The organism is Magnetococcus marinus MC-1, assembly GCF_000014865.1.
Lineage (GTDB): Bacteria > Pseudomonadota > Magnetococcia > Magnetococcales > Magnetococcaceae > Magnetococcus > Magnetococcus marinus.
In genome coordinates, this window is sequence record NC_008576.1 from 2,644,487 (window position 1) to 2,663,658 (window position 19,172).

A 19,172-nucleotide genomic window follows, 5' to 3' on the forward strand; every position below is an offset into this window, starting at 1 on the left:
ATGAAAAAAATAGGCTGGTTATTACTCCTTACCCTCATCCCCATGCACGCTTTTGCAGATCATGGCCTGAGCCGCTGGGGAGATTTAAAATATCCTGCTGATTTTAAACATTTTGATTATGTCAATCCCAACGCCCCTGTAGGGGGTGCCCTGACCATGTGGTCCCTGGGCGGTTTTGATAAAATGAACCCCTTTACCCTGAAAGGGGAAGCCCCCGACATGCTGGGCAGTTTGGTCTTTGAGACCCTTGCCACCAGCGCCTTGGATGAACCCTTTTCCCAATACGAGCTGTTGGCCAAGGAAGTTTTTGTGGCAGAGGATGGTTTGTCTGTCACCTATCGTCTCAACCCTGCTGCAACATTTTCGGACGGCTCGGCTGTCACCAGCGCCGATGTGCTCTTCTCTTTGGAGATCTTAAAAAGCCCCCAGGCCCACCCCCATTACAGCAGCTATTGGCGGGATATTGCAAAGGCAGTCGCCCTGGACGATCACACCGTGGTCTTTCACTTTTCCCAAAAAAACCCGGAGTTGCCCTTGATAACCGGTCAGTTACCGGTGTTAAGCAAAAACTTTTTCACCCAACACCCCTTTGGTGAAGCGTCTTTAACCCCTCCGGTCGGTTCCGGCCCCTATGTGGTGGATCGTGTGGATGCCGGCAAAACCATCACCTACAAACGCAACCCCAACTATTGGGGTTGGCAGCTGCCCACCCAAAAGGGCCTGTATAATTTTGAAAAAGTAGTGATCAAATATTTTAAGGATGCCACCGTCGCCCTAGAAGCCTTTAAGGCGGGGGAGTTTGATTTTGTGCATGTCTACCACTCCAAACAGTGGGCCAGGGACTATGTGGGCGCTGCCTTTGACCAAGGCAAAATCATAAAAACCACCCTACCCCACCAAAATGTGCAAGGTATGCAAGGGTTTGTTCTTAACCTGCGACGTCCTATGTTCCAGGACATTCGGGTTCGCCAAGCGCTCTCGTTGGCCTTTGATTTTGAGTGGAGCAACAAAAATCTGTTTTATGATCAATACACCCGCACAGCCAGCTATTTTGATAACTCCGAGCTGGCCGCCAAAGATCGACCCTCCCCAGCCGAATTAGCCCTGCTCACCCCATGGAAAGCCGAACTGCCTGCTTCGGTATTCGGCCCTGCCGTGGAGCCACCCACCACGTCGGGACCAGAAGGATTGCGCGGCAATTTGCGCCAAGCCATGCAAAAACTCAAAGAGGCGGGCTGGGCATTGAACCCCCAGCGCCAACTGGTTAAAGATGGTCAGCCCTTTGTCATCGACATGGTGCTGGTTCAAGCGAGTTTTGAGCGGATTATGGCCCCCATGGTGGCCAACTTGCAAAAACTGGGCATCACCCTAAACTATCGCACCGTGGATGCCTCGCTCTACACCCGCCGCATACGCAGTTTTGACTTTGATATGGTGGTCTCTTCGTTTGGCCAATCCCTCTCACCGGGCAATGAGCAATATGGCTATTGGCACAGTCAAAGCGCCGACCAAGAGGGCAGCAATAACCTGCTTGGCCTGAAAAACCCTGCTGTGGATGCGCTGGTGGATGCGATTACCTACGCCAAAAGCCGGGAAGAGCTGCTCACCGCCACCCACGCATTGGACCGCGTCTTGAGGGCCGGTTATTATGTGATCCCCAACTGGCACATACCCTACCATAGGCTTGCTTATTACAACTATTTTGAGCACCCAGCCACCCTGCCCCTCTACTATCAACCCTCCAGTTGGGTCATGAGTTGGTGGGTAAAACCCGGCGCCCAGCATCAGGAGTAGCCTGCGCATGTTTACCTATATTCTGCGTCGCTTGCTGCTTATTTTTCCCACCTTGCTGGGTATTATGGCCATCACCTTTGCGGTCATCCAGTTTGTGCCCGGTGGCCCGGTAGAACGCATGGTCTCGCTCATGTCGCAAAATCAGGCGGGTGGCGGCGAAGTAAGCAGCGGTGGCGGCGCGGGCTATCGGGCCGCCAAGGGGTTGGATGCCCAGCAGATCGAGCAATTAAAACAGCTCTACGGCTTCGATAAACCCGCCTACCAACGGTTTATCCATATGGTTGGCAATTTTTTAACCTTTGAATTTGGTGAATCCTACTACCACCATAAGAGCGTCACGGCTTTGGTTATGGAGAAGTTACCTGTCTCTATCTCCCTGGGTATATGGACCTTTTTGCTCACCTATCTGATAAGCATCCCCTTGGGTATCCGCAAGGCGGTCAACCATGGCAGCCGTTTTGATGCCGCAACCTCCATCCTGGTGTTGGCGGGCTACTCCATCCCTGGTTTTGTCTTAGGTATTTTACTGCTGGTGCTGTTTGGCGGGGGCAGTTTTTGGGATATTTTCCCACTCCGAGGCTTGGTCTCGGATAACTGGGAAACGCTCTCTTGGCCAGCCCGCATCGGCGATTATCTATGGCACATGGTGCTGCCCATCACCGCATCGGTGGTCGGCTCCTTTGCGGTGATGACGATGCTCACCAAAAACAGCTTTTTGGAGGAGATCTCCAAGCAATATGTCATTACCGCCCGCGCCAAAGGCCTTAGCGAACGGCAAGTGCTCTATGGGCATGTTTTCCGCAATGCCCTAATCCCGCTGGTGACGGGCTTTCCTTCCGCCTTTGTTGGGGCCTTTTTCAGCGGTAGTTTGCTCATCGAAACCATCTTCAGCCTCGATGGTCTTGGACTGCTGGGTTATGACTCGGTGATCAACCGCGACTACCCGGTGGTCATGGCCACGCTCTACTTTTTCACCCTATTGGGGCTTATTTCCAAACTGCTCACCGATATTACCTACGTGCTGGTCGACCCACGCATTAGCTTTGAAAACGAAACCTAGCCGCAGCGTGTTTAAGCCCATCTTCCACACAGGGAACCGGATAGCCTCGGCCAACCGCTTATCCCAAGGGCGAACCACGCCTGCCCCCTAGATCCCCCCAGCACCCCGTGAGATGAGGGAGATCTATACCGCCCAAAGGTTACTCAAGCAGTCCGGCCACCAGTAGAGGGCATCCTTATCTTTACCGGTTATGCCCGCCACGGGGCCATCTTGCGAGAGGACAAAGGCCACCGTTTCAGGATTGCGACCAATAAAGGCCACTGCCGAGTTGTGCCGCGTACCGTACTGCAACAGATCCACATGAAAGGTGGGGTAGCCGTCATTGTCAGGCCCGTAGAGGGTTTTACCGGTCCACGGTGGTGCCTCCAAAATGGAACCAAAAGAGAGCGGCTGTAGGCGGTCGTTCATGATCAAGGCACCATCCACCCTGGTGAGCTGGGCGAGCATTTCAACATGCTCCACAATGCGCCGTTTGACCTCGTGGATGGTCTGGGACAAGACCAGCACATTGGCCCCCTCTTCCCCCCGCTGTTTGGCCATTTCTGTCTTTTGTTGCAAGGCTTCAAGGTGGCACAGCTCCTCCAGCAAAGGGGCGCCCTCTTGGGTCTCATGCATCACATATTTTTGGTTAATCCAATCCAAGGATGGAACCGTACGATCAGTGGGCAACCAGATGACGGTACCACCATGGCCTCGACGGCTACACTCCACCAACAAACGATCAATAAAATCGCGGTATAGCTCCCAATAGTGAATACCAGAACGGCGAAATTGACTTTGGGCTTTTACCCCACGCAGCAAGCTCCAGCCAATCAGGCTAGAGGTAAAGGGGGTGGGAGTAGGTTCACTAAATCGGCCCGAGTTAAAACGGGCAATGACACTGCCACCACGAAATACCGCCACTGAACCGGTCTTCATGGTGCTTATGATCAGCGCCTCTGGGGGGGATTGTTTAAAGGGTTCCGTATCAAAACGGGTGCGTCCTCGTCTGCTAGAAAAGACCGCCCCCCAAATTTCTAGGGTTTGCGCATCATCTGGGTTAACACTCACCACAATGGAGGTGGTGGTGGGGTCATAAGCGGGCGCAAGTTTGACCAGCGAGTCCACGGTAAAGGGCAACCGTTTACTCAGGCGCAACTCCACATTATCCCCAGGGTTGCCGTGTTCAATTTCAAAATCAGGCTCCAACAGGGCCACACTCACCTGTACCGGGCGATCTTCCTCCCGTTTGAGCCCGGCTAAAAAGACCGTCTCCATGGCCGTTTTTACATGGTCAAAACGCAGCCCACTACGGTGGCGATCAGCACGATTCCATAGCGTTATCACCTGTTCAATGATATGATGGTCAAAAAGCACGAAAGACTCCCATGCGCAACAGGCTTGACGAAACCCGAAAAAAGCTATATTCCCTATCACTACAGGAAATCATGTCATGCGCAAATGTCAATCCTACGCACGGTTCCACACATCCCAACGAAACAGGCTGTAGTTTAGCCTTTCCACGGCTGGGGAACCAAGTACCAATTGTGCTGAAGTGGCATCTTTTTAAGAAATGTGTGATCCGGTCTCTGTCAGCAAGGGTTTGCTTAAAAAAAATAATTTCTTCCCCCGCCCCTGCACAGATACGTATCCATTGTAAAAGAAGTATCCTTATATCACAACATGTTAGAAACAAAATATCGTAGAATCAGGGGTCCTATACGTACGGGTTTCATCAAAAAAATAAAGGTACCGTACAAAAAAAGGAAATACCTCCCCTTTACCTTTGAGTGCAAAGTGTAGTAGTAAATTATAATATTCGGGAATTCGATACCTGTGCCAACCACTCCACAATGCCGTTGGGAGAACGACACTATGGCTGAAAACAAGCTGAACCCCACCCCGAATCTGGACACCCTCGAAGAGGGACCCTGGCCCAGTTTCATCTCCGGGTTCAAAGAACTCTATAACCGCACTGGCAATACCATGGTTCGTGGTGTGCTCGACCAGCTTAACTACTCCTATGAAACCCGCATGGGTTACTGGAAAGGTGGCGTGGTAGGTGTACACGGGTACGGCGCTGGTATCATCAGCCGCTACTCCATGGTGCCTGAACTCTTCCCTGAAGCGAAAGAGTTCCACACCATGCGCATCCAGCCTCCCCCAGGGCTTCACTACAGCACCAAAGCGCTGCGTGAAGTGTTGGATATCTGGGAGAAGCACGGTTCCGGCATCATCTCCATGCACGGTCAAACCGGCAACTTGCAGCTGCAAGGCGTTGTTCAAGCCAATGTGCAAGAGCTGTTTGACGATCTCAACAAATTGGGTTGGGACTTGGGTGGCGCCGGCGCAACGGTACGTACTGGTGCTTCCTGTGTCGGGCCCGCTCGTTGTGAGATGGCCTGCTATGACACCCTGAAGATGCACGAAAAAGTGCTTAAATATTTTGCGGATCTAACCCACCGTCCCCAGTTGCCTTACAAAGCCAAGTTTAAGTTTTCTGGCTGTGGTAACGACTGCGCCAACGCCATCCAGCGTTCTGACTATGCTGTGATCGGTACTTGGAAAGACGAGATCCAGGTTGACGAAGCTGAAGTAGCTAAGTTTATCGAGACCCGTGGTGTAGCCTATTTGACCAACAACGTCATCACCCGCTGCCCCACCAATGCCATCGTCATGAACGAAGATGGCAAGTCCATCACCATCAACAACAGTGACTGCGTACGCTGCATGCACTGCTTGAACGTGATGACCAAGGCCCTTTCGCCGGGTAAAGAGCGTGGTATTGCCCTGCTGGTTGGCGGTAAAGGCCACCTGAAGGTTGGTAACATGCTGGGTTCCGTGATGGTGCCTTTCATGAAGATGGAAGACGAAGACGATATCGAAGCCTTTATCGACATGATCGACTCCATGATTGATTACTGGGCCGAGAACGCTCTGGACCATGAGCGCGTTGGTGAGACCATCGAGCGCGTTGGCATGCAACAATTCCTTGATGCTGTCGGTTTGGAAGCCAACCCCGACATGGTGATTCAGCCCCGCGACAACCCCTACTTCAAGGCTCCCTACGAAAAAGTAGGTTGATTGATCAGTGTGGGTTAAACGAGACAATCCCCAAAGCTAAGAACACTCGGGAGAGTTAGATAGATGGCTAAGCGTGAATATCAAACCGTAGAATCCGGTCCCCACACTTACTGGGACATGCTGCATCCGACCATTCAGAAAAACTATGGTCAGTGGAAGTATCATGACCGTCCCCGTCCTGGCGTGCTGCACCATGTCTCCCACACTGGGGATGAAGTGTGGACCGTCAAAGCGGGTACCCACCGTCAAGTCACGGTGGATATCGCTCGTCGCCTGTGCGACATTGCGGACACCTATTGCGATGGTTTTTTGCGTTGGACCGTGCGTAACAACGTTGAGATGACCACCGATAAAGAGGCCAATGTTGAGCCCTTGATTAAGGCTCTTGAGGCTGCTGGCCACCCTGTGGGTGGTACTGGCAACTCCATTACCTCCATGGCCCACACCCAGGGCTGGTTGCACTGTGACATTCCTGCAACCGACGCTTCTGGTGTGGTGAAGTCCATCATGGACTTGGTGTATGATGAGTTTAAGCGTGAAGAGATGCCCAACCGGGTGAAACTCTCCACCTCTTGCTGCGAGATCAACTGTGGCGGTCAGGCTGACATCGCGATTGTGGTGCAGCATACCCGTCCGCCTCGCATCAACCACGACATTCTTGCATCGACCTGTGAGATGCCTTCGACTGTGGCACGCTGCCCTGTGGCCGCCATTCGTCCAACCAAAGTCAACGGTAAGCCTTCGTTGATGGTGGTTGAAGAGAAGTGCATCTGCTGCGGCGCCTGTTTTGGTGCGTGCCCTGCGATGGAGATCAACCATCCTGAGTACTCCAAACTGGCTATCTGGATCGGTGGTAAGAACGCCAACACCCGTTCCCGACCCACCAACATGAAGTTGGTTGCCCATGGTCTGCCGAATAACACCGCGCGTTGGCCTGAAGTGGCTGAGAAGGTTCTCACCATCATCAAAGCCTACAAAGAGGGTGGCCGTGATTGGGAACGTGTGGGTGAATGGGCCGAACGTATCGGTTGGAAGAAGTTCTTTGAGGTGACCGGTCTGCCCTTCGACAAGTACATGATCGATAACTATCGTCACGCTCGTAACTCCTTCAACCAGTCCGCTCACATCCGTTTCTAAGCGGTCTAGGAAGGAGGTTTCACGATGGTTATGACGAATCCGTACTTGGAATCGGTTACCCAATGGGAGTTTGATGAGTGCTCCTTTGAAGAGGGTACCGACAAGATTGTTGCTTATGGTGAGGCCAGCGGTTACTGCCCCACTTATCAGGAGCGTGTACCGCCTTGTACCAGTGCATGTCCCGCAGGTGAGGATATTCGTGGGTATAACAACATTGTGCGCGGTGTTTGGGGTTCTGACGATCCCTACGCCACTGCGTTTCAGCGTTTAACCCGCAAAAATCCTTTTCCTGCTGTCATGGGCCGTGTTTGCCCTGCCCCGTGTCAGGGTGGGTGCAACCGTCAGTACCGTGATGAGACCATTGGCATTAATGCTATCGAGCATGCCATTGGTCAGTATGCCATCGAAAAAGGGCTGAAGTTTGACAAGCCTGAAGTCGCCTCTACCGGCAAGCATATTGCGGTGGTGGGTGGTGGTGTTGGGGGTCTTTCCAACGCTTACCAAATGGTGATGCGTGGGCATAAGGTCACGCTGTTTGATCGTGACGAGAAGCTGGGCGGTATGCTCCGCTATGGTATTCTTGGTTATCGTGTCTCCCGTGCTGTAATCGATGCGGAAGTTCAGCGTATTTTGGACTTGGGTGTAGAGGTCAAATCCGGTGTGACCATCGGTAAAGACATCACCCTTGAGCAGCTGAGCAAAGATTATGATGCGGTGTTTTTGGCTGTGGGTGCACAAAAGGGGCGTACCATTCCCCTGCCCGGCAGCGAAGGCAAAGCTCTTGTGAAGTCTGCCATTGATTTCCTGCGTGATTTTGAAATCAATGGTGGGATTGAAGCGGGCGGTGCGGACAAGGTTAAGGTTGGTAAAAACGTTGTGGTCATTGGTGACGGCGACGTGGCCATGGATGCATGCCGTTTGGCCCTGCGTCTTGGTTCCAAAGCCACCTTACTTTCCGGCGTAGCCCGGGAAGAGATGAACTGCTCGGCTTTTGAGTATGACGAAGCTTTGGCAGAAGGGACCGACATGAAAATGTGTACCGGTTCCTTGGAGATCACGGGTGAAGGTGACACGATCACGGGCATTAAAGTGATCGAGATGGCGCGTAAAGAGAAGGGTGAAGATGGTTGGAACCATGCTGTTCCCTTTATGCGTTATAAGCAAAAAGCCGGTTCTGAGGCGACGGTAGCCTGTGACATGGTGGTTTGGGCTGTGGGTCAAACCACCGACATGGCCGGTTTTGAGTCTTGCACCAACGGTACCCCTTTCTTACAAGTTGACCATAACTTCCAAGTGAAGGGTATGGACAATGTGTTTGGTGGTGGTGACGCTGTGCAGATTCATCTGCTAACCACCGCGATTGGTCATGGTCGTAAGGCCGCCGAAGCGATGGACACCTTCCTTAAGGGTGGCAAGCTGCCTTCCAAGGCGGCACGCGAGGATGTGGTTAAGTTCGATAAATTGAAGTCTGATTTTTTTGTCGAAAAAGCACAAGCCAAGCGCAAGATTGTTCACCCTGCCAACGTGGTTGGCAATTGGGAAGAGACTTTGCAACAACTTTCTGCTCAATCCACCAAGGAAGAGGCCGATCGTTGCATGAGCTGTGGTATGTGCTTTGAGTGTAACCAGTGCATGCTCTTCTGCCCCCAGGATGCCATTACCAAGTTTAAGGGTAATGCTGAGGGTGAGGTGATGTTCACCTACTACGAGCGTTGTGTTGGTTGTCATATCTGTTCGGAAGTCTGCCCCACCGGTTACATTGACATGGGTATGGGCAATTAATGGTTCAAGGGGGTGGAGCATGCTCCACCCCCTTGTCCACTATGAAGATTTTCGATCTGCTGGCACGATGTGAGGGAACATGTCCATAACCATTAGTTTGCATCTACTGGCTGCAATCATCTGGGTTGGGGGCATGTTTTTTGCGCATAATTTCTTACGCCCCGCTACTTTAGCGCTTGCTCCCGAGCAGCGTATTTTATTGTGGTCTGGGGTTTTTAGCCGATTTTTTCTATGGGTATGGATCAGTGTGGTTATGCTCCCTGTAACCGGATACTGGGCTATCTTCATGGAAATGGGTGGCATGAAAGCTGTGGGATACCACATTCATTTTATGCAAGCCATCGGCTTGGTAATGATTGGACTGTTCGCATACATGTATCTGTTTCCATACCGCGCCTTTCGCCGCATGGCCAAAGAGCTGTTAATTCCGGAAGCGGCTATGTATATGGTTAAGATACGTTTGATCGTTACCATCAATCTGGGTCTGGGGCTTGTCGCATCGGTGTTAGGTGGGGCGGGACGTTATTGGTTTTAACGCTCTTTTCATCCTGTTATAAAAGATTGACCGAGGGTTGTGGATAATACTCGGTTTTTAGCAGGATTGGACCACCGCATGGAGCATGGACGATAAGGGGTGCAAACCCACTGTTGGGTAGAGTCTTAACCATTGTGCCATTGGCGACCATGGTTGATTTATCGTTACGCCACCAGAGACAGTTACAATGGCCATTGACCCTAAACTGGATTAATGCCTAGCTTTGATTCAGCGGTTAGTGGTTTTTTCCAGCTCAGACAATCCGGCCATTATGGCTTTTACGGCACAAGCCGTTGGATCGTACCTAGAGGAAATTGATATGAGCAGCGAACTCAACCAGTTGTTGGATGGGGCTATTGCGACCTCCAAGCAGTGGGCTGAAAAAGGTTGGCCGATGACCTTTGGTCGTTATGAGGTCAACTCTGTTATCGAGGCACGAGCACTGGCCGATACAGTAAATACACGTATTGAAGCCAATGCTTATTGGGAAGATGTGGCTGAAGTAGGTGAAGAGACCGCTGAGCATGGCGAGGTTGCTAAAAAGGCTTTGGCCGAAGGTAACGCCATGAAAGCCAAGCAGCATATTTTCAGCGCCTTTTTTGAAGAGCGTAAGATCAACGATGCGGCTCCGACCTGGGGTCCAGTGTTTGCCGCCGTTGATAAGTAAATCCTGTGTTTTTTACACTGGTGGATAAGAGCTCCCATTTGGGGGCTCTTTTTTTCTCTGCGAAGGTCGGCCAAGCAACCGATTAAGCTGCAACCATTGGGTTGTTGCGCGGTCAGAGTATTCAATGAACAACTCTTTTTAAGGGTGACACCATGCACAGCTTACGTAACAAGCGCTGTTTACCTTGCGAAGGCGGCGTTCCAAAGCTCTCTTTGGAAGCGGCTAAGGCGCAGATTCAGCACTTGAGTGATGGTTGGCAGTTAAACAAAGATGGAACAGAAATCGTGGGCAGTTTCAGCTTTAACGACTTTCATGAAAGCATGGGGTTTGCCAATGCGGTGGCCTTTGTGGCCAACACCGAAGGGCACCATCCTGTATTGAGCGTCGCTTGGGCAAGCTGCGAAGTTCGCTACTGGACCCATGCCATTCATGGCTTATCGGAGAATGATTTTATCTGTGCTGCCAAAATTGATGCGCTGTATGAGCAATACGAAGCACCACCGCCTGTCTGTGCGATTGCCTAAAGATTGTGGCAGGTGATTGCTGGGCTATGCCGACACAACAACCTCTTGGCCCTTGCATGCGCTGTGCAAAAGCGTGGGTCTTGCGAATCTAATGGCGTTGGGGATCGGCTGTTTGGTGTTGAGCGTGGTTTGGGCGATACGAAGCGCTTGCCGCCTATCTGTCTGTGCGATTGCCTAAAGATAGGGAGAGTTGGTGATGGGCGACGTTCTGAGTTGAACGTGGTTTGGGTAAATTGTGACGTTCGCTACCGGGCTTATGCCATTCATGGTTTATGGAAGAGCATGATTTATGGGTGCCGCCGAGGTGTGTGCGCTGTCTGCGCTCTCTACGAAACGCCACCGCCTGTTTTTGTTTTTACGGCCTAAAAATTGGGCGGCTGAATTATGATCTATACCTATGAAATTACAAGGATTCTAAAGCGATGTTAAAGCATCGCTTTAGGGTTGCACCAATTTTAGGATGCGGGCTGGCCGCAGGTCAGTCTCTAGAAAGAGCGTTCGCCAAGCATTATTGAGCTGTTGTTTGGTGGTATACGGGCCGACCCGCAGGCGTTTATAGCGGGTGTTGTCATGGCTGATGGTATGCACATAATAGCGAAGCCGGGCCTCTTTGACCTGCTGTAGGTTCTCTTCATACCACTGCATGTTACTATAGGATCCCAGATCAATGACGTAGACATTATTATAATTTTTGCTTTGCACTTCATCGGGTTGTGGAAGCGCAGGTACGGTTACTGGGTTTTGTGTGGGTTCAACCTGTTTGGGGGGTGTGGAGGTTGCGGGGCTTGATGCGGCAGGTGGAATGGGTTGTTTGTCTTCTGTAGCGGGTTGTGCAGGGATGCTTTTGGGCTCAAGCACGGGTTGGGGTAGATCAAGCACCGGCGCGTTAAGAATAACCTGTTTTAGCCGCTCGTTTTCCGTGGCGGTCTCTGTGGTGATTTCTGTGGCTGTTGGCACTGGCTCGGTAGGGCTGCTAGCCGTTTGCTCAGAGCGCGCGGCTTGGTTGGTTAAAGGAGCTCCGCTCTGTTGCTGCATCGCAGGTTGGGGAGCGTAAAGTTCCTCTCCGTTAGCTCTATCGCTTAGCGCCTGAGGGCTTGCGGGCTCAAGCAGAGCCTGTTTTTCACCCGATCCCCCCATATAAACCTCAGCTATGGTTTTCTGCTTAGGGGGCACCATCCCTTTCTCAAGCTTACTTTCTGGGGGTAGCGCACCCGCAGAGCCAGCCTTCTCAGCAGCAGCCTGTTCGGCGGCGGCTTGTTCGGCGGCGGCCTTCTCAGCAGCAGCCTGTTCGGCGGCGGCCTTCTCAGCGGCGGCCTTCTCAGCGGCGGCCTTCTCAGCGGCGGCCTGTTCGGCGGCAGCCTGTTCGGCGGCAGCCTGTTCGGCGGCAGCCTGTTCGGCGGCAGCCTGTTCGGCGGCGGCTTGTTCGGCAGCGGCCTGTTCGGCGGCGGCTTGTTCGGCAGCGGCCTGTTCGGCGGCGGCTTGTTCGGCGGCAGCCTGTTCGGCAGCGGCCTGCTCGGCGGCAGCCTGTTCGGCGGCAGCCTGTTCGGCAGCGGCCTGCTCGGCGGCAGCCTTCTCGGCGGCAGCCTTCTCGGCGGCAGCCTTCTCAGCAGCAGCCTTCTCAGCGGCGGCCTGTTCGGCGGCAGCCTGTTCGGCGGCAGCTTGTTCGGCGGCGGCTTGTTCGGCGGCGGCTTGTTCGGCGGCAGCTTGTTCGGCGGCTACTTGTTCGGCAGCGGCCTGTTCGGCGGCAGCCTGTTCGGCGGCAGCTTGTTCGGCGGCGGCTTGTTCGGCGGCGGCTTGTTCGGCGGCAGCTTGTTCGGCGGCTACTTGTTCGGCAGCGGCCTGCTCGGCGGCAGCCTGCTCGGCGGCGGCCTTCTCAGCAGCGGCCTTCTCAGCAGCGGCCTGTTCGGCAGCGGCCTTTTCGGCAGCAGCCTGTTCGGCGGCGGCCTTTTCGGCAGCAGCCTGTTCGGCGGCGGCTTGTTCGGCGGCGGCCTTCTCAGCAGCAGCCTGTTCGGCGGCGGCCTGCTCAGCGGCGGCTTGTTCAGCAGCAGCCTTTTCGGCAGCAGCCTGTTCGGCGGCGGCCTTCTCAGCAGCAGCCTGTTCGGCGGCGGCCTGTTCGGCGGCGGCTTGTTCAGCAGCAGCCTTTTCGGCAGCAGCCTGCTCGGCGGCGGCTTGTTCGGCGGCGGCCTTCTCAGCGGCGGCCTTCTCAGCAGCAGCCTTTTCGGCAGCAGCCTTTTCAGCAGCAGCCTTTTCAGCGGCAGCCTGTTCGGCGGCGGCCTGTTCAGCGGCGGCCTGTTCGGCGGCAGCCTGTTCGGCGGCGGCCTTTTCGGCAGCAGCCTGTTCGGCGGCGGCCTTTTCGGCAGCAGCCTGTTCGGCGGCGGCCTTTTCGGCAGCAGCCTTTTCGGCAGCGGCCTGCTCGGCAGCGGCCTTCTCAGCAGCGGCCTGTTCGGCGGCGGCCTTCTCAGCAGCGGCCTGTTCGGCAGCGGCCTGCTCGGCGGCGGCCTGTTCGGCAGCGGCCTGTTCGGCAGCGGCCTGTTCGGCGGCGGCCTGCTCGGCGGCGGCCTGTTCGGCGGCGGCCTGTTCGGCGGCGGCTTGTTCGGCAGCAGCCTGTTCGGCGACAGCCTGTTCGGCGGCGGCCTGTTCGGCGGCGACCTTCTCGGCGGCGGCCTGTTCGGCGGCGACCTTCTCGGCGACGGCCTGTTCGGCGGCGGCCTGTTCGGCGGCAGCCTGTTCGGCGGCAGCCTGTTCGGCGGCAGCCTGTTCGGCGGCGGCCTTCACCGCTGCTGCCGGTTGTTCAGTGGTGGGTTGTTGGGCTAACTGACTCTCTACCAACACGAGTTGTTGTCTGGCTGCTGCCCCATAGCGCCCCCCTGTTGAATCTTTTGCTGCCACGACATAGTTCTGCTTTGCCGCCGCCCAATCCCCCTTTATCTGGGCAACCACCGCGACATGATAAGCAGCCTGCGCACGATGACCCTGCACCTCTTGCAGCAACTTGGCTGCCTCCAACTTGCCTAGGTGAAAATCCATAATTTTTTGCTGCCATGGCGTGCGCTGTTGGGCGGCTTGATCCCCTTTAAAAAGGGCTGCTGCGTCCCCCTTCTGCATGCCAAGCTGAGCAAGATGTAACCAGAGCAAACCCTCACTCCGGCGGTAACGAGTGACTTGATCCACGTAGCGCTGTAGCTGCTCGGCACCCTCTTGCCACGCGCCTTGCATCACCGCCAATTGACCAAGCCCTAAACGGGCCTTATGGGTCAGGGGCCATAATTTGAGCGCCTCAATAAAATCTTTGCGCGCCTCTTCAAAAAGATTTTCGTCCAGGTTAAGCTCGCCACGGTTACTCAAGACCACCGCCTGACCAACCTTATCCAGTTGCCCCAGCGACAAAGCCCTATTAAAAAGCTCCAATGCCTGCTCTTGCTCGCCCTTACTGCTGGCTAAAACGCCTTTTTCTGCCAAACTCAGGGCATCCTCGGCCATAGCTGAAGATTGCCCCATAAATAGGCCCATAACCATAACCGCAACGCTCATCAGCTGTCGCTGCACCGCTACCCGGTCACACATTTTACGCTCACCCCATGCCATGTTTGCCCCCTCTTCACCCACCCCAAAATGGATTATTCTTACCCTAGCTCAAGCGCCCATGGCTGCATCGCTACCCCACCAATCCGCCAACGCAGCAATGCGGCACCGTCCCCCTCTACCGACAGTTGCATAACCCGCCCCTGCTCAGCCACTGACACAGAACGCACCCTCTTTCCATACAGGGGGGGCGTCGGCACAGCCATAAACTCATCCAGCAACCGGTGCCCTACCAGCGGCCTGTCTATATTGTCTACAGCTAGCCATAGGATATGCCCATCCCAAACACCATCCGAAACACTACCATATTTCACCGGCAAACGGGCGATTTCTATCACAGCTCCACGGCTGCTCACAAAAAGCACACTAGGCGTTGCACTACCCAGCAAAACCACCCCATGCTGCCCCTGCCAAACCATAGGCTTTAACCAAGAGAAACAGGCTTTGGGTAAAGCGACATAACATGTGGCTTTACCCTCAACAAGCTGCCCAGCCCCCCGCAGGGTTGGCTCCGACCAAACCCCTAACCTATGGCCAACAGGATCATACAACCACAGGTTAGCCCCCCCATCCACGCTCACACATTGCCATGGCATGGAAAGTCTCATCGTGGCAACCTGATTCTCCACCAAGTCCAACCGCCGTAAGCGCTTTTGCTCTTTTCCATCCACAACCCATAAAAAATCCCCCCCCAAACCTATAGAGGTGGGGGTGTCAAAACAGGCTTGCCCTGCTGCATCGCCATCCCGAGAACCAGGCTCTGTTTGACCAAAGCGCGCCAGCACACCCAGTTTTTCATCCACCAAAATGAGCTGGTGTTGGCGATCCAAACAGCAAAACCAGCGCGCACAGCCCCCAGTGGGACATGGGTAGGCGATCATGGCACAGGGTGTGGTCAAAACAGTCGAAAGATTGGACACATCCAGCACCTTAATGCACAAAAGCGCGTATGAAGCCGGTTAATCCATCGGCATAGGGAACCGATAAGGGTATTATAAGGCCAAAATTGTATCGGTTAGAGTATACCCAATGGGCCTCTATAAGGTTGTCTTACCTCCGCGCAGAGCGTGAGGTCAAGCCTAACGACCCTTTAATCGTGGCTGAAAAGGGCTTAAAAATTGGGTTTGTGGGGTCTTATACCCTCCTTTTGCCACGGCATTCTGGGGCAAAGCCAATCTACGCTTGTGGTCATATAACTCAGCCAAAGTTTTACCATGTTTCAAACCGGTCTAACAGGGAGCACTGTCCATGCGCACGGAAGTTAAAATTGGTGGCGGAAAGCTGGAGGATTATCCTGACCGCATTGCCGCTTGGCAAGCCGGTAAAAATCCAGCTCCTATCGCCATCGAGGTCTCCATTGTAGACGGTTGCAACCATAACTGTAGCCACTGTGGGCCCCAATTTTTCTCTCCCTATGACCGCACCAAACAGATGGATACCGCGCTTTTTTTGCGCTTTCTCGATGATTTTCACGCGATGGGTGGACGCGAAGTCTATTTTGCAGGCTCTGGTGAACCCTTGCTGCATAGCGATTTTTCACAGTTTTTACAGCATGGCCATCACCTTGGGTTAGATATGACCTTTAGCTCCAATGGCATTCCCCTTACACCAAAACGCATACCCACCCTGTTACCCTACACCACCTGGGCACGTTTTAGCGTCAATGGCGGCGACCAAGCGACCTACCATCAGATCCACCGTGGTAAACCCGATGATTTTATCCGCTTAAATGAAAATTTGACCGCAGCTCTCGCCTACCGCCAAGCCCATCAATTGCCGGTACGTTTGGCCATGCAGATGGTCACTTATGACGATAATTGGCGCTCACTGCCGCAACTGTTGACCATGTTTCAAAAGCTTGAGATGGACCGTTTAATCATCCGCAATCGGATTAATCGGGATGGTCAAAAAAACCCCGTCACCGCAGAGATCTTCCCCTACCTGGAAGAGGCCGCCAAAGATCCCCGCGTTGAAGTCCGCTGGGCGAGTTTTCCTAAGGCCGGGGAGTCTGAACAGCTGCCTCCGGCCAATTGGGATCGCTGTGATGGCATTCAATTTCGTACCAATATGGATTTTTCCGGTACCCTCAACACCTGTTTTCGCCATTGGTACCGTGATAGTGGTTATGGCAACATCCATACGCTAGATTTTAAAAGCATTTGGCAAAGCGAGCAAAAACGCCAAGTGTTTGAACTGGTCAGTAGCGGCGCCGATAAAGCCGATTGCGCCAAATGGTGCCAAGTTTCCCGCGATAATCTGTTTTTGCAACACCACACAGCGCCCGATGCCGAGACCTAAACGAGCAGCTCTCTCTAGGCCGGCACCAACGCATTCCACACCAAGAGCCAAGAACAGCCACCCTCCAGAGGTGGCTGTTCTTGTTTGAGCGCAAGGGTACATTTTTTGCAATACCTGTAAAATTGAGAGCATAACCCCATGCGCTCCCTCACACCCCTAGCCGCTATGGTTGCTAAAACATCATGAATGAGACGACTTCCTTCGATCTTGGTCAGATACTCACAAATAATTTTGGCGAACGCTATCTGCAAGGCATCAATGGAGAATCTTTCTCCCGCATGGGTTCGGTCGCCTATTTTAAGCAGCACTACGGTAAAGCCCTATGGGGCCCTGATAAGCTAACCATCGTGTTGGGGACCGACTCCGGTCTATTGGTCCACTATATTTTAGAGCATATCCACGCCGAAGATACCACCAGCCGGGTACTGTTTATTGAATTAGAAGATGTGCTGGAACGCTTGCAACAAGAAGAGCTCTTACCCAAAACCATCCCTGGGCGTGTGGATGTGGTTTCTATGGCGCAGTGGCTAGAGCGCGCCAAAGAGGCTTTTAACTTTTCGGACTACCTGTTTTTAGACGCGGTTAACCGGGTTCAGTCCGTGGGGGCTCAAGATGCTCTGCACCCGCACTATCTAGGGCAATGGGATAGCTTAACCAACGAATTTTTACAATTTAGCACGGTTGTCAAAATGCAGACCGGCAACCAGATTTTTGCCCATGCCGGGCTAAAAAACCTTGCCGAAAACCGTTTGCGCGCCCAACAGCTACACGGTCTATTTAAGGGCAAAACAGCGGTTATTCTTGCTGGTGGTCCCTCGCTGCTGGAGAGTTTAGCGCACGTTAAAGCCAACCGCGACAAGCTGGTGGTGATTGCCGTAGCCCGTATAGCCGGCACCTTGTTGAAAGAGCAGATCACCCCCGATTTTATTTTCTCGATTGATCCCCATGAGGTCTCTTTTAATAACAGCCACGAGATGCTGCATTTTTGGGAAAAGAGTTTTTTTGTCAACCTCTACCACGTGACCCCCATGCTGCTGGGTCAGTGGCGGGGACGCAGTGCCTATATTGGTCCACTCTTTCCCTGGAAAAATGAGATTGACGGCGAAAATCAACTGCCCAGCTACCCCGGCATTACCGTCTCGCACCAAGCCATTGGCTGCGCCATTGATATGGGCTTTAGCCAAATCATTTTGTGCGGAATTGATCTCTGTTTTAGTAAAGAGGGTTATACCCATGCCAAAGGCTCCATGGAGAGCCAGATTGGCCCCTTTTTAGCCGACTCCAGTTTTCGGGTTGAAACCAATGCCGGTGACATAGCCGAGAGCCGTTTTGATTTTTATAGTGCCATCCCCTCGCTGGCCTACCTTGCGGCCTATGCTGAAGAGAAGGGGTGTCAACTCATCAATCCCGCTCCACAGGCGGCCAAAATTGAACGGGTCGCTCATCTGGGTTGGGATACTCTAAACTTTGCCCCCATGGCCCAACCGGTAACAACCTATCTGCAAGAGCAACTTCCACCAGAAACCCGCGCCAGCAGATTGGCCCACTACGAACTTGTGCTAACAGAACTGCTGCATGCTCGCAATGAGATTAGCCAAGTGCGCAAGTTGGCCGAAGAGGCGCTGGTTTGCAACAAACGGCTGTTTGGTAAAAAGGGCAAACCGGGTGATTACTCGGCCAAGCTGCGCATGGATCAAATTGAAGAGACGCTGGATAAGCAACACCCAACCTTTTCGACTTTGGTCAAACAGTGGGGCATTCAATCCTTTTTACGCCTGATCCGTGCCGATAAAGAGAAAGCCTGGACCGACGAAGAGATTGAGCTAACCGGCGAGCGCTACTACCAAGCCTACAAACAAGGTGCACAGCAAGCGGTTCAACTACTCAACGAAACCATCCACCGGGTACAGATGCGTATAGAGGAAGAGAAGCCCAAACCCAATCTAAAAAATTTGCTGCGTCAGTGGGAGGAGGATGCCCAGCCCAACCGCCTTACCCTCTTTACCCAACGACAGCAAATCGATTTAGCGGGCTTTCCCGACAAGTTGCGCAGCCGCTTTGCCCTTTTGCAAGCGCAATTTGATAACCAGTTGAGCCAGGAAGAAGCCAAGCTTAAATTGGTGTTGGCGACCAGTGGCAACATCATAACAGCCCGCAATAAATTACGAAATTTGTTCCGGCATCAAAGCATGCAAGCCTTAAAAGATCTGCGCAACGGTTTGATGAACAGTCAGTTTGAGTTTAAACATGCTCTGAATGAACTCACGCAGGGCTATATTTTGGAGCTTGAAGGCGAGCTAGAGGCCGCCATGGATTGCTACGCCAAAGTTGAACGGCCAGAGCTGTTTGAAGAGGCCCAGACTCACATGTTGCAAATTTTGCTCAAACAAAACCGTATTGAAGAGAGCTTGCCGGTGTTGGAGGCCATGGCTAACTTTAACCCCAGCAAGCTCCCCTACTACGCCACCATGCTTGGCTTGACAGGCCGTGCAGAAGCCGCCAAAGTGGCTTTTGACCACTATTTGGAGCTGGCCCCACAAGATCTGTTAACCCGCTTAAAATATGCACAAATGCTCTTCAAAAATCAGCGCCACGCAGCTTGCCAGCAGCAGTTACAGCGGATTCTTGCACAAGATGCCAGCAACCAAGCGGCGCAACAGATGCTTGCCCAACTAAACACTTAACCCTAACGGGCGGACGCGCGCCCCTTTTGCCCTATAGAGTGAGGTC

General features: G+C 53.4%; 13 protein-coding genes. 10 read left to right on the plus strand and 3 right to left on the minus strand.

All coding sequences use genetic code 11. The features are described 5' to 3' along the window. Positions 1 to 1,794 carry an extracellular solute-binding protein gene (locus tag MMC1_RS11030; RefSeq protein ID WP_011713782.1) on the plus strand — a complete coding sequence of 598 codons (1,794 nt, stop codon included), beginning with the start codon at positions 1 to 3 and terminating at the stop codon, positions 1,792 to 1,794. A gap of 7 nt (positions 1,795 to 1,801) precedes the next feature. Beyond that, positions 1,802 to 2,854 carry a microcin C ABC transporter permease YejB gene (locus MMC1_RS11035; RefSeq protein WP_011713783.1) on the plus strand — a complete coding sequence of 351 codons (1,053 nt, stop codon included), beginning with the start codon at positions 1,802 to 1,804 and terminating at the stop codon, positions 2,852 to 2,854. 123 nt (positions 2,855 to 2,977) lie between these two features. Here MMC1_RS11035 and MMC1_RS11040 read toward each other — a convergent pair whose 3' ends face one another. Next, entirely contained in the window at positions 2,978 to 4,210 is a 1,233-nt protein-coding gene (locus MMC1_RS11040) for a putative sensor domain DACNV-containing protein (protein WP_011713784.1), read from the minus strand. A 498-nt stretch (positions 4,211 to 4,708) separates the two neighbouring features. Between MMC1_RS11040 and dsrA the strand changes: the two genes are divergently transcribed. The 6 genes from dsrA (at position 4,709) to MMC1_RS11070 (ending at position 10,562) form a co-directional block, all read left to right on the plus strand. Then, positions 4,709 to 5,917 carry a dissimilatory-type sulfite reductase subunit alpha gene (gene dsrA / locus MMC1_RS11045; protein ID WP_011713785.1) on the plus strand — a complete coding sequence of 403 codons (1,209 nt, stop codon included), beginning with the start codon at positions 4,709 to 4,711 and terminating at the stop codon, positions 5,915 to 5,917. 63 nt (positions 5,918 to 5,980) lie between these two features. Then, positions 5,981 to 7,054 (plus strand): dissimilatory-type sulfite reductase subunit beta, encoded by a 1,074-nt coding sequence (gene dsrB / locus MMC1_RS11050; RefSeq protein ID WP_011713786.1) that lies wholly within the window; start codon positions 5,981 to 5,983, stop codon positions 7,052 to 7,054. Positions 7,055 to 7,078: 24 nt separating this feature from the next. After that, positions 7,079 to 8,836, plus strand: a complete 1,758-nt coding sequence (locus tag MMC1_RS11055; RefSeq protein ID WP_011713787.1) for an NAD(P)-binding protein — start codon at positions 7,079 to 7,081, stop codon at positions 8,834 to 8,836. A 79-nt stretch (positions 8,837 to 8,915) separates the two neighbouring features. Then, positions 8,916 to 9,371, plus strand: coding sequence for a CopD family protein (locus MMC1_RS11060; RefSeq protein WP_041641172.1), 456 nt, complete (start codon positions 8,916 to 8,918; stop codon positions 9,369 to 9,371). 319 nt (positions 9,372 to 9,690) lie between these two features. After that, on the plus strand, positions 9,691 to 10,038 hold the full coding sequence (locus MMC1_RS20105; protein ID WP_143711410.1) for a hypothetical protein: 348 nt from the start codon (positions 9,691 to 9,693) through the stop codon (positions 10,036 to 10,038). Positions 10,039 to 10,190: 152 nt separating this feature from the next. Further along, positions 10,191 to 10,562 (plus strand): 4a-hydroxytetrahydrobiopterin dehydratase, encoded by a 372-nt coding sequence (locus tag MMC1_RS11070; protein ID WP_011713790.1) that lies wholly within the window; start codon positions 10,191 to 10,193, stop codon positions 10,560 to 10,562. 438 nt (positions 10,563 to 11,000) lie between these two features. Here the strand turns inward: MMC1_RS11070 and MMC1_RS22085 are convergent, their stop codons facing one another. Beyond that, the gene (locus MMC1_RS22085) at positions 11,001 to 14,147 is read right to left on the minus strand and encodes an SPOR domain-containing protein (RefSeq protein ID WP_011713791.1); all 3,147 of its coding nucleotides are present in this window, start codon (positions 14,145 to 14,147) and stop codon (positions 11,001 to 11,003) included. Positions 14,148 to 14,185: 38 nt separating this feature from the next. Beyond that, positions 14,186 to 15,064, minus strand: coding sequence for a hypothetical protein (locus tag MMC1_RS11080; protein WP_011713792.1), 879 nt, complete (start codon positions 15,062 to 15,064; stop codon positions 14,186 to 14,188). A 328-nt stretch (positions 15,065 to 15,392) separates the two neighbouring features. Here MMC1_RS11080 and MMC1_RS11085 point away from each other — a divergent pair, with 328 nt between their 5' ends. Both MMC1_RS11085 and MMC1_RS11090 read left to right on the plus strand, forming a co-directional pair. After that, on the plus strand, positions 15,393 to 16,442 hold the full coding sequence (locus MMC1_RS11085; protein WP_011713793.1) for a radical SAM/SPASM domain-containing protein: 1,050 nt from the start codon (positions 15,393 to 15,395) through the stop codon (positions 16,440 to 16,442). A 182-nt stretch (positions 16,443 to 16,624) separates the two neighbouring features. After that, on the plus strand, positions 16,625 to 19,126 hold the full coding sequence (locus MMC1_RS11090) for a motility associated factor glycosyltransferase family protein (RefSeq protein WP_011713794.1): 2,502 nt from the start codon (positions 16,625 to 16,627) through the stop codon (positions 19,124 to 19,126). Positions 19,127 to 19,172: the final 46 nt, after the last annotated feature.

Coding starts and splice junctions, on each gene's coding strand:
- MMC1_RS11030 (WP_011713782.1), top strand. CDS start 1: ATGAAAAAAATAGGCTGGTTATTACTCCTTACCCTCATCCCCATGCAC.
- MMC1_RS11035 (WP_011713783.1), top strand. CDS start 1,802: ATGTTTACCTATATTCTGCGTCGCTTGCTGCTTATTTTTCCCACCTTG.
- dsrA (WP_011713785.1), top strand. CDS start 4,709: ATGGCTGAAAACAAGCTGAACCCCACCCCGAATCTGGACACCCTCGAA.
- dsrB (WP_011713786.1), top strand. CDS start 5,981: ATGGCTAAGCGTGAATATCAAACCGTAGAATCCGGTCCCCACACTTAC.
- MMC1_RS11055 (WP_011713787.1), top strand. CDS start 7,079: ATGGTTATGACGAATCCGTACTTGGAATCGGTTACCCAATGGGAGTTT.
- MMC1_RS11060 (WP_041641172.1), top strand. CDS start 8,916: ATGTCCATAACCATTAGTTTGCATCTACTGGCTGCAATCATCTGGGTT.
- MMC1_RS20105 (WP_143711410.1), top strand. CDS start 9,691: ATGAGCAGCGAACTCAACCAGTTGTTGGATGGGGCTATTGCGACCTCC.
- MMC1_RS11070 (WP_011713790.1), top strand. CDS start 10,191: ATGCACAGCTTACGTAACAAGCGCTGTTTACCTTGCGAAGGCGGCGTT.
- MMC1_RS22085 (WP_011713791.1), bottom strand. CDS start 14,147: ATGGCATGGGGTGAGCGTAAAATGTGTGACCGGGTAGCGGTGCAGCGA.
- MMC1_RS11085 (WP_011713793.1), top strand. CDS start 15,393: ATGCGCACGGAAGTTAAAATTGGTGGCGGAAAGCTGGAGGATTATCCT.
- MMC1_RS11090 (WP_011713794.1), top strand. CDS start 16,625: ATGAATGAGACGACTTCCTTCGATCTTGGTCAGATACTCACAAATAAT.